Consider the following 13677-nt stretch of genomic DNA (forward strand, 5'->3'; position numbering starts at 1 on the left):
AGGGTGCCCAATTGGGCGGCCACGATGTGCAAAATAGCAAATTACCACCCGGGTGCAAAATTAAGCCCGAATGTGCCAAAGTTCACGTCAGTACGCTGAAACGGGAACGCATAGTAAGGCTCGAGCACCATGGCTCCAAATAAATTGACCCGTAAGGATACACCGGCGCTTAACGCAGGGATACGCTCATAAACATCTACCATCTGGCCATTTGATGCCTCCACAGTTTCCAGGTACCTGGGTGTGCTTCTAAATGCGACTTTGGAGCTACTATCCCAGGCAAGCCCGGCGTCAAAAAAGAAATTCAGGTCAGAAAACAACATATTGGATCGAAGCACAGCCAACCGTTCAGGGCCGGTGAATGGCAGCCGTACTTCAAAATTAAATACGGCAATGCGCGTTCCCATCAAACTATTGAAATTAAAACGCTGATCCATATTGTTCCTAAAAGAAGCACTTTCATAGCCCCGGATCAGGTGAGGGTATCCCAAAAACAGCGGAAATAATGCATCTTCATTACGGCCTGATCGCATATAGGTATACGCCCTTGCTGCAATGGTGACCGGTTGATACCGATTATATTTCCGTAAGTCGAACGTATACGCCCTAAAGTTAAAATCACCGAAATACTGTTCCATCCCCACCCGGTAACGGAATCCCTGTAAGGGCGCAGCGATGCCGAACACTGCATTATCGCCGACAAACGAGGTATTGATCTGCTGGATGGTAAATGCATTGAAGTTGCCACCGAAGATGCCACTTGCTTCATCATTCGGCACCCTATCCCGACCGCCGTATCCGTAAAGGTAACTTTGCCACCAGCGATCCACCCGATAGCTATACCGCGCAAATGCCCCGCCCATTTCGAAACGGTGATGCCTTGAAAACGGGTATGCACCGAAAGCTTCCGCCTGCTGCTGGAATGTCCGGATGATATACGTATCCAATATCGGCTCCGGACCGTTTCCTACATCTCTTTGGCTATAGAGCGAATAGCCCGACATGAACGGAATGTGCGAGACGGCTCCGCCCCAATTTATCCGGCTCCGCTGGTTTATGTACGCGACCTGGCCGCCGAAATCATAAATTTCGCCATTAATGGACAGCGCGGCAAAGATCTGGTTATGGCCAAGGATGTCCGAAAACATTCCCTGTATGCCGCTGGCGATGCCGGCCCCGTACCGACTGCCCACCGCCAGGCCCATTCCGCTATTGGCCAAGTAGTCCAACTTGAAATTGGGCTTGTATGCGACCGATGAAATCTGCTTATCGCTGATACGCTGAAACAAGTTGAAATTACTCAGGTTGGCATTCACGACATCCACGCCAAGGTTTTCCGGAGGAGGCAGCATTGCGGCGTCGAAATTAACGACATAGGGATCGACCTCCTTCGGCTCAAACTCATCCACTTTCGCGTTATAGACACTGTATTCGTTCCGTCGGTAATAGGAATAGACGACGTCGCCATTAACCGAAAGGCTTAAGGCGGGAGAGTATTCCGTGATGCCACTGATGCCTGTGAAATATTCTGTCATCCGCTCAACCTTACGCTCAGCCAGCGTATACCGGTACATATTCCGGAAGCCGTCGCTATTGGAAAGGAAATAAATCTGGCTGTCGTCCGCAGAAAACTGAGGATTTAAATTATTCGCGCCCTGGAATACATCGACGTTTGTGATTTCGCCGGTTTCAACATCAACCATGGCAATATTCATGGGAATATCCACACTTCTTGTATCGGATTGAAGCGCTACGCGGTCGGTACTGAAAACAATGTATCTGCCGTCATGAGAAAAACTCGGTTGAAAATCCGAATACCAATCGTCGGTAAGCTGCGTCAGCTTTTTTGTATTCAGGTTATAGAGATAGATATCACTGTGGCCATTCTTCAGCCCCGAAAACGCAACGGTCTCGCCGTCGGGGGCCCATGCAATATTGGCAAACTCGGTGATATCCCCCATCGCTTCCAACGCCAGCGTTTTCCCATTCGCAACGTCCACAACCATGAGCTTGCTTCTACCCCGACTGAAGACACTGAAGGCAAATTTCTTACTATCCGGCGAAAAGGCACCCGCTGATTCCAAGTAACTGAATTCATCAATATCTGTATTGGTAAGCCTGCTGGACAATTTCCGGATTACGTCGCCGGTCTGGGCGTCCGCCAAAAACAAATCGATGCTGAACAAATCCCGTTCGGACATAAAAGCGACGTATTTGCCGTCGGGTGAAATCGCCGGCGATACATTCAGGCGGCCTGAATTCTTGCTGTTGATGATGGAGCGTCCTACCGGCGCTTTCCCCGTGTCAACCGGAAGGTTTCGGTAGGCATTCTCCATGCTGTTTCTCCACAGGTTGGATAAGGTCTGGGCATCATAGCCAAATACCCGCCTGATACCCATTTCATAGCCATACATGGCTGTCGCCTTAAATAACGGCATGATGACCGTATCCCCGTAGGTGGAGCCGATATAGGCCCAAAACGCCTGCCCAAACCGGTAAGGGAAATACCGGTTCATATTTTCGGTCATGGCTCGCAGAGATGGAATATCATTATTTATGTAGGCGTCACGCATCCACATGGCTGTAAACGCATCCTTTTTTCCGATGGAAAAATACTCCGCCATCCCTTCTACCATCCACAGGGGAATGTTACCTATATTTTCCAAACGAGTGGAATCGCCGCCTTCCATCAGTACCCGATATTGAAACGCATGCACCAACTCGTGTCCCAGTACATGCCGTGTCTGATGGTTAATCTGCATCACAGGCATCACGACCCGCGTCTTGAACGCTTCGGTAACACCTCCGGTACCTACTCCAATCTCTCCCTGGATCGTAGTCGTTTGCTGGAATTCGGGGTGATTGCTGTATAGGATAATCGGATTTTTACGCAAAAACGTATCCCTAAACACCTGCTGGTGCAATTCGTACCAAACTTCGCTTTCTTTAGCCAACCACCTGATCAATGTGTCATTTTGCAAATAATAGTGCAGATTAAAATGAGGCGTTCCGTAGACCTGAAATTTGAGCGACTTATATCGCATTTTATTTTGGCCGAAATATTGGGCCCGGGCGTTTAGGCCAATTGCGCTAAACATCAACACCAAACAACTATTCAGCAAGATAAGCTTGACAAATCGATTAAGGTACGTCATGGAAAATGGGTGTATAATCACAATGTCTAAATTAGAACGAATATCGGTGAAAAAGTTTAATTATTACCAACGGATATTATTTTTTTGACGGATACCGAATGCGAATCTTATTATTCGGGTGGGGCTCGGTGTGTGCGGCCGGCCCGTCTTGATCGCCATTCGCCTTGTGTTCTTCAGGAACCGGCGCTGTATTTTCAAACTGTTTTTTCAATTCTTCGACATCCACTGGAATTTCCACCGGGGAATCAGGCAACCTTAACGGTATGATCGTATCCAACAGCGTGCTGTCCGGACGGGAAATGCGTGGACTCGGGCAGTCGTATTTCCGGTTTATCGCTACGGCCGGTTCAGGAAACGGCCCGTAATCGTAATCCAATGAATCGTCATGATAGATTTTCTCCATAAACCGGCCGAACACCGGAAGCGCTGTGCGCGATCCCTCACCGGTCTGCGAATTTCTGAAATGAATACTCCGTTCGTCACACCCTACCCAAACACCCGTGACCAAATCCTTGGTAACACCCATGTACCATCCGTCTACATAATCTGACGATGTGCCTGTCTTTCCCCCTATCTGGTTTTTATTTCGCCACAAATCCCATTCCCAGAGCGCTTGAGAGGTACCTTCCGGTTCCTCCATGCTCCCCCTGAGCATATAGCCCATCAGCCAGGCTACCTCCTCACTGATGGCCTGCGTGGCAGTTGTTTCAAATGTAGCTACAATGTTGCCGTTGTAGTCGACAATTTTTGATACCAAGATGGGTTCCACCTTTTTTCCACGGTTCATGAACGTTGCGTACGCATTGACCATCTCAAACACACTGACGTCGTTGGAGCCGAGGCTCACCGAAGGCACACTGGCCAAGGGGCTGGTAATGCCACAGCGTTCGGCCGCATCAACCACCTTGTCCCATCCGATTTCTTCGGTAATCTGAGCCGTGATGGAATTGACGGACCTTCCCATCGCCCAGCGTAATGACATTTCGCGGCCACTAAATACCCAGTCGGCATTTTTAGGCTCCCATACTTTTTCTTCCCCGTTTTCCGTATAGGTTATGCGCACAAACTTATCGACATATTTGTCGCAGGGCGACATGCCTGCTTCCAGTGCTGCGAGGTATGCAAATGGCTTGAAGGTGGAACCGGCTTGCCGCTTTGCCTGGAATACGTGATCATATTTATAGTACTGGTGGTTGATCCCCCCCACCCAGGCTTTTATTTCACCGTTATACGGATCCATCGTCATCAGCCCCGCATTAAGCATCATTGCGTAGTGTGCCAGCGAATCCATGCTGGAATACTGCACCTGCTTAATTCCATCCCACGTGAATACCTCCATAGGTTTGGGCAGGTTCAAGTAGTAAAAGATACTGTCTTTATTGCCTTTATACCGCTCATCCAACTGCTGATAATACGTTGTCCGCACGGCGAGGTTTTCCAGAAAATCTTCAATAACATTACCTTCAGAATCCCGCCAGGGGATCTCGCCCTGCCAGGCATTTTCCAATCGCCGCTGCAAGGGCTTCATTTGTTCGGCCACCGCCTCCTCCGCATGCCGCTGTACCCGCGAATCAATGGTGGTGTATATTTTCAGACCATCCACGTAAATATCATATCCGTTTTCTTCGCACCATGAGGCCAGCCATCGTTCCACCGCCGTGCGCAAATAGGAATCACCGTTTCCAAGATCCTCGATTTCCCCGAGGTGCAATCCCAGTGCAGCCGCCCTGGCGGCTTCATACTCCTGCGCCGATATAAATCCGGCTTTATGCATCTGCCCCAAAACCACATTCCTCCGCTCAAGCGACCGTTCAGGGTTGCGTATCGGATTATAGAGCGTGGTGCCCTTCAACATACCGATGAGCACTGCCGCTTCTGCGGCAGTCAGTTCCTGTGTTTCCTTGTTGAAGTAACGTCTGGCCACCGTTTTTATACCGTACGCATTATTACTGAATGACACGGTATTGAGATACATGGCGATGATATCTTTCTTGCTATATTCCCCCTCCAGCTTGTATGCGGTAAGCCATTCTTTGAATTTTATGACCAGCATACGCACTCCGGGCACCTTATCCAGCAGCCCGACGGCCTGATTGTACCGGGTGCGGTATAAGTTTTTTGCAAGCTGCTGCGTGATTGTACTGCCTCCTCTCCGGTCGCCTTGCGCGGTGGATACGATGCTCGAGAAGATGGCCAAAAAATCCACCCCACGGTGTTTAAAAAAGCGAATGTCTTCTGTAGCAATCAGCGCGTTGATTACATTAGGCGAAATACTGTCATAGTGTACCGGGGAGCGATCTTCCTTATAATAACGGCCGATGAGCACGTGGTCTGCCGTATAGACTTCCGACGCCACGCTTTGAATCGGTTTACTGATATCTTTTGATGTCGGAGAATAGCCGAATAACCAAAGAAAATTCACTTCAACCATACAGACTATCAAAACAACCACATAAACGATTATTACAGCATAGCGTATATAGCGATTTCGTATCTCCTTAAACATCGCGTAAAGATGATGAAATGTTTTGATATTGCATACGGTTGTTCACCGCTTTATATTTTGTATTTACTCGTTATTCGTGAAAGTGTTTCTCGTTTTTACTGATGATCCGCTTATCCCAGACGATGTCAACGCGGGAAGCTTCACTGCGAATTGGGCAGTTTTTTACCCTGCAATAGTGACAACAGGCAGGCACGCAGGGATCAGCATGAATAAACAATTCAGCATTTGCATGCAACCCCTTATTAATCAGTTGATCGATAGCCGACACTTCATCATGAACTTTATTTAAGTCATAGTAATTGGGCAACGTTACATGACAATCGATATGAAGTTCGTGACCATAGCGCTGCACCCGCAGATTGTGCACATCTATCCAATCGTCCCTGCGATATCGCTGCAGGACGGCGGCCACGTCGCCCACCAACTTCATGTCAGACTCATCCATTAAGCCGGCGATTGACTTACGGAGCAGTTTATACCCACTGAACAAGATGTATAAGCCAAGCCCGATGGACAGCACGACGTCGATCCACGCCATTCCGGTAACATAGATGATGAAAAGCCCGACGAGTAACCCTGCGGTACTGTAGGCGTCGGTCTGTAGGTGCTTCCCGTCTGCCTGCAAGGTCAACGAGTTGAGCAGTTTGCTCTGTTTTACCATATAGGTGCCCAACGCAAAATTGACGATGCCCGTCAGCGCGACAAGCCCGATGCCTTCCAATAGGTTACCTAACGGCTCCGGCAAAAAGATATTGTACACTGCCTTTCCCAGAATCAGAACACCGGCGATAAAAATCAGCCCGCCCTCCAAAAAGACGGAAAAGAACTCAACTTTACCATGGCCGTACGGATGGTTCTGATCCTTTGGCCGCGCCGACAGATGGATGCTGTAGAAGGCGAAACCTGAAGCCACCACATTCACAATGCTTTCCATCGCATCGGTCAGTATGGCATTGGAATTCGTCAGCAGGTACGCCGTAAACTTAGTCAACATCAGTACAACACCAGCAGCTAATGCGAAAAGAATGATGTTTTTCTGTTTATTCAAAACCGATGCACTTAAGATAATTGGCAAAGATAATGAATTAGCGCCATACCGGTTGGAGGCAAATTTCTTGGGCGATTCTTCATGGCAAAGAAGTTTTTTATAATAGTAGAAATTTAGCTAAGTTTGCGCACCATGAGTACACCATCTGTTCTTTCTGATAGGATCAATAATCTATCTGAATCCGCTACGCTTAAAATGACCAAATTGGGTCGCGAACTTGCAGCAAAGGGCGTCAATGTCATTAGCCTTAGTGTGGGCGAACCGGACTTCAATACGCCGGCGCATGTAAAACAAGCCGCCAAGCAGGCGCTTGACGAAAACTACACCCGCTATTCCCCGGTGCCCGGATATCCCGAACTACGTAAGGCCATCGCGAATAAGTTGAAAAACGAAAACGGGCTGGACTATGACGTTTCGCAAATCGTGGTCTCAACGGGTGCCAAACAGTCGCTTTCTAACGCCATCCTGACGTTGATTAACCCAGGCGATGAAGTCATCATCCCGACACCTTACTGGGTATCTTATTCCGAGATGGTAACGCTTGCCGAAGGCAAGTCGGTGTTTATCAATACCACAATCGACAGCGATTTTAAGATTACCCCCGAAGAGCTGGAGGCGGCCATCACCCCCAAAAGCAAATTATTCATGTTTTCCTCACCATGCAACCCTACCGGCAGTGTTTATACCAAGGCCGAACTTGAAGGGTTGGTCCGCGTGTTCGAAAAACATCCTCATATTTATATCATTTCGGATGAGATTTATGAGCACATCAACTTCATTGGCAAGCATGAATCGATCGCTCAATTTGACAGCATCAAGGACCGCGTCATCCTCATCAACGGCTTCTCGAAAGCGTTTGCGATGACCGGATGGCGGCTTGGTTATTTGGCTGCCAGCAAAGAAATCGCTGCTGCCAACGACAAGCTGCAAGGACAAACCACGTCAGGTACTTGCTCTATTGCGCAGCGGGCCGGCATTACCGCCCTGGAACAAGGGCTGGAAACCGTGCAAGAGATGAAGGCGGCCTTTGAACGGCGCAGGGAATTGGTATATAACCTTTTGAAAGATATACCAGGTGTAAAGACGAATTTACCTCAGGGGGCTTTTTATTTTTTCCCTGACATCAGCTCGTTTTTTGGCAAAAAAGACGCACAAGGCCAAATTATAAAAGATTCGGCAGACCTTGCCCTGTACCTGTTGAACGAAGCTCACGTAGCGACCGTTGGGGGCGACTCATTCGGCAACAACAACTACATCCGCTTATCATACGCGGCCTCCGACGACAATCTCACGGAAGCATTGCGCCGGATAAAAGCGGCGTTGGCCAAATTGGCCTGACAGCATAACCGGGGAAAGACGAACTACCACATAAGCCGTAGATGGAACCGGGTCTCCAAACCCAACTCCGTTTACGGCTTACTTGCTCCGTATCGCCTCCACCGGATCAAGCCGCGCGGCCATAGCCGCGGGCACAATACCCGCAATAAGTCCAATTAGGGTAGACAATATAATGGTAAGCATCACCATTCCCATGTTGACAACAATGGTCAGGTCGAATGCAAACTTCACCAAAACCGTAAGCAGATACACAACAGACAACCCCATCAGGCCACCGATGAGGCACAAAGCGATGGCCTCGATAAGAAATTGCGACAGGATGAAATAGTTCTTGGCGCCTAACGACTTTTGAATGCCGATGATGTGCGTGCGTTCCTTGACGGACACAAACATGATGTTGGCGATACCGAAGCCCCCCACCAAGATGGAAAATATGCCAATAAAACCGCCGGCTGTATTGATGACCTGAAACATGGCATCCAATTGGGCTGTAATGATAGTGGTTTTGTTGAGTGAAAAATCATCTTCCTGCTGGGGACGCAACCGGTGAATGGAGCGCATAACACCGCGCAGTTCGCTTTCGGTTTCTTCCAATGATACATTTGGTGCGGCACTCACCATGATGGCTGGGCTATACCGCCGGATATTCACCACATTACGTGCAAAATTGAGCGGCACCATAATGACATTATCCATGGATACGTCAAAAATCATCCCCTCACCTTCCCTTTCAAATATGCCAATCACCGTGATTTTCCGCCCCAGCACCCGGATTGATTTTCCAATGGGTTCTGTGTTGGGGAATAAGCCTTCGGCTATGGTAGCTCCAATAACCGCCACATTCGTTCCCCGGCTCGATTCAGATTCGGTAAAATAACGGCCGTCCGCAATATCCAGCTCCCGGATGTCATACATTTCATGAGAAGCTGCCGTGACCGTTACCCCTGAGACGTTGTTATTGAGGTATTGCGCGGTCCGCCCACCGATATCAATAGAAAATGAGATAGCCTCTGCGGTGGTCATCCTCGCTTTGAGGGCTTCGTAGTCCCGAATGTCCGGCTCCGGACGGTTCACGTATTTCCACCACGGAAAATCCGGACCGCCATCCCATGGCCACTTCATTACGTAGATGGTCTTGCTACCTAATTTTTCGACACTGCTTTCCAAGTTTGCACGCAAGGTGTCTACTGCCGAAAACACGCCAATAATAATCAAGATACCAATCGTCACGCCAAGTAAGGACAGCAGGGTACGTGTGCGGTTTTCGCGCAGCGCCGAAAACGCAAAGCCAAAACTCTCTCCGATTAATTTCAGGAACAATATCATACGCAGTTAAGACGGCCAATCATTCGTTAAGTTACAGCGAAGATAAACTAATTTTCCAGATAATAATTATACTTATCCTTCACATCGCGTATGAAATAATTTTGTAACTTTGCACGCTAATTTATATACGTTGGGCATATATTTTGTGCCGCTATCTAAAATTTTGCATCAACAATGAAGCTATCACAATTCAAGTTCAATTTACCCGAATCCCTTATCGCATACGAGCCAACCGAAAGCCGCGACGAATCCCGATTGATGGTGCTCGACCGTAAAACCGGCAAAATAGAACACAAAATATTCAAGGACATCCTCAATTATTTTGACGACAAGGATGTCATGATCCTGAATAACACCAAAGTGTTCCCGGCGCGTATGTATGGCAACAAGGAGAAAACCGGCGCTACCATCGAGGTATTCCTTTTGCGTGAGTTGAATAAAGAACTCCGGTTGTGGGATGTATTGGTGGATCCAGCGCGGAAAATCCGCGTGGGCAACAAGTTGTATTTTGGCGACGACGACTTGTTGGTGGCCGAAGTGGTAGACAACACAACCTCTCGCGGACGCACTATCCGGTTCCTTTTTGACGGAACCGATGAGGAGTTTCGCCGCAATATTGAAATACTGGGCGAGACGCCACTGCCCAAATACATCAAGCGCAGGGCTACCCCGGAAGATAAATTCCGGTATCAGACGATATTTGCCAAGCATGAAGGTGCTGTGGCAGCCCCTACCGCAGGCCTGCATTTCAGCCGTGAGCTCATGAAACGCCTCGAACTAAAAGGCGTGGAATTTGCCGAAATCACGCTCCACGTAGGCTTGGGCACCTTCAGGCAGGTGGAAGTGGAGGACCTCACCAAACACAAAATGGATTCGGAGCAATTCGTAATCCCTGAAGAAGCCGCAAGGATCGTCAACCAGGCCATAGATGCCAAAAAAAGGGTATGCGCCGTGGGTACCACTTCAATGCGGGCCATTGAATCATCGGTGTCTGCGGACAAGCACCTAAAACCGGCTAACGAGTGGACCAGTAAATTTATTTATCCACCCTATGATTTCAGCATTGCCAACAGCATGGTTACCAACTTCCACACCCCTGAGTCGACGCTATTGGTCATGATTGCTGCGTTTGGCGGCTACGAAAATGTCATGAATGCCTATGAAATAGCCGTCAAGGAGAAATACCGGTTTTATAGCTATGGCGATGCCATGCTCATCATCTAAGCCGGCGAGTTTCGAAAAAATCATGAACTACGCGATCATCGTGGCTGGGGGTACCGGGAGCCGTATGAACGCGGATATTCCTAAACAGTTCCTGTCTTTGAAGGGTATGCCTGTCATGATGCATACCCTTCTTGCATTCCACAAAAGCCAAAGCTCACCCTGTATCATCGTCGTGCTGCATAAAGACATGCATGATTATTGGTCTGCGCTTTGCGAAACATACCGGTTTGATATACCGCATACGTTGGTAACCGGCGGGGACAGCCGTTTCAGCAGTGTAAAAAACGGCATCGAAGCTATAAAATCCATGCATGCCAATTTGTCGAACAGCCTGATCGCCGTTCATGACGCCGCGCGTCCGCTGGTGACGCCCGCATTAATTGATCGGACGTACGAGCAAGCCTCGAATACCGGAACGGCGGCATTGGCCGTGCGAAGTATCAACTCCGTCCGGATTGTGAGCGGCAACGGGCTAAAGAACAACGCCTGCCGGCGGGAAACTGTTTACCTGATGCAGACTCCCCAAACATTCAACGGTGCTGTCTTATCCGACGCTTACGAGCAACCGGAGCATGAAATGTATACAGACGATGCATCTGTGGTAGAAAAAAAAGGGTATCCCATCTCAATCATCGATGGCGACACCCGAAATATTAAAATTACTTTCCCTGAAGATCTGCGTATCGCAGCGATACTCTTAGAGACAATCGATTAGGCAGCGCTTCGAATAACGCGCAACAAAATCGCAATGATAGCTATCACCAATAAAACATGGATAATTCCTCCGGTGTAGTATCCACCAAAAAAGCTTATTGCCCAAACGATAACCAAGATCACGGCAATGATATAAAGCAAATTTCCCATAACTGTATAAGGTTAATGATTAACGATTATTTATACAGTACAACACCGGCATATAAAAAATGTTTGTCGGCGCCGTTGGTTTCAGGCCAGCTCCACCGACAAGCCATCATATGCCAGGAAAATCCCTTCCGGCAGTTCGGCCTGTACCTCATCGTGGAGCCCCAGTTTGTGGCTAATATGGGTAAAATAGGTTTGTTCGGCGCCGACTTGCCCCGCAAAGGCGATTGCTTCGTCTAACGTAAAATGGGAAATATGTGCTTCCCGCTGTAGCGCATTGACCACCAATATTTTCGTCCCCCTGATTTTCTGCACTTCGGTGTCTTCCACCGTTTTTGCATCGGTGATGTAGGTAAAATCACCTATACGAAATCCCAGGACGGGCATCATGTAATGCATGACCTCAATCGGGATGATCGGCATCCCAAACAGTGAGAACGGCAATGAAGATATTTCGTGCAGGTTCAGTTGGGGGACACCGGGATATTTTTTGGCTGCGAAGGCATAGTAAAACTCCCGCCGAAGGGCTTCATGTACCTCCAGAGCGCCATAAATATCAATGGCGTGGCCCTGTTGGCGGTTGAAGGCCCGCACATCGTCCAATCCGGCAATATGGTCCTTATGCGAGTGGGTAAACAGAATAGCATCCAAGTGGGTGACGTGCTCACGAAGCATCTGATACCGGAAATCCGGGCCGGTATCGATGACAATATTTTTGCCATTCACCTGTATCAATACAGCCGATCGCAACCGCTTATCTTTAGTATTTAAAGAAGTACATACCGCGCAATCACATGCAATCACCGGGATACCTTGGGATGTTCCTGTTCCTAAAAATCGTATGGTCAAATCGTTAGCTTAGTTTGTTTGATACTGCGCAAAAATTGCTTTTGCTTCTCATCGAGTGTCCCACTATCCGTCGGCATATCACGTAATATGCCCATCAGCGCACCGATTTTCATCTCCAGATTCGAAAATCGATTGACGACGACCACTTTACTGCTCTGCAGCACGCATGCTCCTGTCTTGAAGTTCCCTTTTTCGTACCGCACCCTGTATCCCAGATCTTTCAACAGGGCTTCCAGTTTATCCAGACTATGTTGCGTATTCGGTAACAACGGCAATCATTTTTAGTTCTGCCAAAATACGATTCGTCTGATGAAATCGCAAAAGTGTTTTATCCACAATAGCCGTGAGCCGGCATTAACGGCGGTTGACGATTACCCGTTTGATAAAGTCCTGCATAAAACCCAATCCATAAGCTACCAACTGGATGAATGAGGCAGCCACGCTGAGCAGTGCCACCCACGTATCTCGTGTCCTTGCCCAGGCATGGAAAAAGATCAGCGTAGCGTAGGCAAGCAGCAGTATATTGCCGGCAAAAGCAAGTGTACAACCTGCACCTGCGATGGCATTCCATGCATTGAGCCCCGCCACAATCATCAGAAAGCACACAAATGCCGCCGGAAAAAAATGTACCAGCTTCAGTTCGCGCGGAAAATGTTTATAAATATTGATTCTGGCCCGACCGAAAAAATGCAGCTGCTTATAAAACTGCCAGAAATCCGTCCGCCGCTTATGATATACCAACGCTTCGGAAATTAACCCGATCTTAAAACCCGAAGCCTGGATCCGAATGCTGTATTCGATGTCCTCCCCCAGCCGTGTAAGCTTGAATCCGCCTATCCGCTCCCAGACTTTCCTTGACACACCCATATTAAAGCTCCTTGGATGAAACGTCCCCAGATGTTTCCTGTTTCCGCGGATGCCACCTGTAGTAAAAGGCGACGTCATGGAATAACTGATGGCCTTTTGTACCGGAGTAAAGGACTCATGGGCTGCATCGGGACCACCAAAGGCATCCAGCGGTGTCTTTTTTAGAAACGCGACGACGTTGGAAAGATAATCCGGGGGAATGAGGCAATCGGAATCAAAAACAATAAAATAATCGCCCTTGGCACGCGCAAACCCGAAATTACGTGTAAACCCCTGCCCCTCATTGGGCTTACTATAATAATGTACGTCCAGGCTGTCGCTGTAGCGTTCGACAATGGTTCGCGCGTCATGCATGGAGCCATCCTCAATAACCAGTACCTCGAATGCCGTGAAGCGTTGATGGGTAAGACTTTCCAGCAGCTCATTAATCTCCTGGGGCCGATTGTACAACGGAATGATGATGGAAAAAAACATAGAACAGGAAAGCCAACCTAAAATCGAAA

The 13677-nt window shown here is 48.5% G+C and carries 11 protein-coding genes; 3 read left to right on the top strand and 8 right to left on the bottom strand.

The genetic code is table 11. The features are described 5' to 3' along the window. Positions 1–41: 41 nt before the first annotated feature. The 3 genes from B5X72_RS18055 to B5X72_RS18065 form a co-directional block, all read right to left on the bottom strand. Complete coding sequence (locus B5X72_RS18055) at positions 42–3044, bottom strand: DPP IV N-terminal domain-containing protein (protein WP_245826999.1); 3003 nt, start codon at positions 3042–3044, stop codon at positions 42–44. 187 nt (positions 3045–3231) lie between these two features. Beyond that, the gene (locus B5X72_RS18060) at positions 3232–5661 is read right to left on the bottom strand and encodes a penicillin-binding protein 1A (RefSeq protein ID WP_079718325.1); all 2430 of its coding nucleotides are present in this window, start codon (positions 5659–5661) and stop codon (positions 3232–3234) included. A gap of 70 nt (positions 5662–5731) precedes the next feature. Then, a complete protein-coding gene (locus B5X72_RS18065; RefSeq protein ID WP_079718326.1) occupies positions 5732–6709 on the bottom strand; it encodes a cation diffusion facilitator family transporter in 978 nt (325 codons plus the stop codon). A 132-nt stretch (positions 6710–6841) separates the two neighbouring features. Between B5X72_RS18065 and B5X72_RS18070 the strand changes: the two genes are divergently transcribed. Beyond that, entirely contained in the window at positions 6842–8047 is a 1206-nt protein-coding gene (locus B5X72_RS18070) for a pyridoxal phosphate-dependent aminotransferase (RefSeq protein ID WP_176146260.1), read from the top strand. A 78-nt stretch (positions 8048–8125) separates the two neighbouring features. Here B5X72_RS18070 and B5X72_RS18075 read toward each other — a convergent pair whose 3' ends face one another. Continuing rightward, positions 8126–9373 (bottom strand): ABC transporter permease, encoded by a 1248-nt coding sequence (locus B5X72_RS18075; RefSeq protein WP_079718327.1) that lies wholly within the window; start codon positions 9371–9373, stop codon positions 8126–8128. 174 nt (positions 9374–9547) lie between these two features. Between B5X72_RS18075 and queA the strand changes: the two genes are divergently transcribed. Together queA and B5X72_RS18085 are read left to right on the top strand one after the other, a co-directional pair. Continuing rightward, the gene (gene queA / locus B5X72_RS18080; RefSeq protein WP_079718328.1) at positions 9548–10597 is read left to right on the top strand and encodes a tRNA preQ1(34) S-adenosylmethionine ribosyltransferase-isomerase QueA; all 1050 of its coding nucleotides are present in this window, start codon (positions 9548–9550) and stop codon (positions 10595–10597) included. Between the two features lie 22 nt (positions 10598–10619). Further along, positions 10620–11312: a 2-C-methyl-D-erythritol 4-phosphate cytidylyltransferase gene (locus B5X72_RS18085; RefSeq protein ID WP_079718361.1), complete on the top strand. Its 693-nt coding sequence runs from the start codon at positions 10620–10622 to the stop codon at positions 11310–11312. Here the strand turns inward: B5X72_RS18085 and B5X72_RS20660 are convergent. From B5X72_RS20660 to B5X72_RS18100, 4 genes are all read right to left on the bottom strand, one after another. Beyond that, entirely contained in the window at positions 11309–11461 is a 153-nt protein-coding gene (locus B5X72_RS20660) for a lmo0937 family membrane protein (RefSeq protein ID WP_139378774.1), read from the bottom strand. The two genes, B5X72_RS18085 and B5X72_RS20660, sit on opposite strands and share 4 nt — an antisense overlap. Positions 11462–11542: 81 nt before the next feature. Next, positions 11543–12307, bottom strand: coding sequence for an MBL fold metallo-hydrolase (locus B5X72_RS18090; protein WP_079718329.1), 765 nt, complete (start codon positions 12305–12307; stop codon positions 11543–11545). Continuing rightward, complete coding sequence (locus B5X72_RS18095) at positions 12304–12576, bottom strand: hypothetical protein (protein WP_079718362.1); 273 nt, start codon at positions 12574–12576, stop codon at positions 12304–12306. Before B5X72_RS18095 ends, B5X72_RS18090 begins: the two co-directional genes overlap by 4 nt. An 85-nt stretch (positions 12577–12661) precedes the next feature. After that, positions 12662–13648 carry a glycosyltransferase gene (locus B5X72_RS18100; RefSeq protein ID WP_079718330.1) on the bottom strand — a complete coding sequence of 329 codons (987 nt, stop codon included), beginning with the start codon at positions 13646–13648 and terminating at the stop codon, positions 12662–12664. Between the last annotated feature and the right edge of the window lie 29 nt (positions 13649–13677).

This window comes from Parapedobacter luteus (genome assembly GCF_900168055.1).
GTDB classification, from domain to species: domain Bacteria; phylum Bacteroidota; class Bacteroidia; order Sphingobacteriales; family Sphingobacteriaceae; genus Parapedobacter; species Parapedobacter luteus.

Excerpts from the sequence above, each read along its gene's own strand:
- B5X72_RS18070 (WP_176146260.1), top strand. The coding sequence starts at position 6,842 with ATGAGTACACCATCTGTTCTTTCTGATAGGATCAATAATCTATCTGAA.
- B5X72_RS18060 (WP_079718325.1), bottom strand. The coding sequence starts at position 5,661 with ATGTTTAAGGAGATACGAAATCGCTATATACGCTATGCTGTAATAATC.
- B5X72_RS18075 (WP_079718327.1), bottom strand. The coding sequence starts at position 9,373 with ATGATATTGTTCCTGAAATTAATCGGAGAGAGTTTTGGCTTTGCGTTT.
- B5X72_RS20660 (WP_139378774.1), bottom strand. The coding sequence starts at position 11,461 with ATGGGAAATTTGCTTTATATCATTGCCGTGATCTTGGTTATCGTTTGG.
- B5X72_RS18100 (WP_079718330.1), bottom strand. The coding sequence starts at position 13,648 with ATGTTTTTTTCCATCATCATTCCGTTGTACAATCGGCCCCAGGAGATT.
- queA (WP_079718328.1), top strand. The coding sequence starts at position 9,548 with ATGAAGCTATCACAATTCAAGTTCAATTTACCCGAATCCCTTATCGCA.
- B5X72_RS18085 (WP_079718361.1), top strand. The coding sequence starts at position 10,620 with ATGAACTACGCGATCATCGTGGCTGGGGGTACCGGGAGCCGTATGAAC.
- B5X72_RS18055 (WP_245826999.1), bottom strand. The coding sequence starts at position 3,044 with ATGCGATATAAGTCGCTCAAATTTCAGGTCTACGGAACGCCTCATTTT.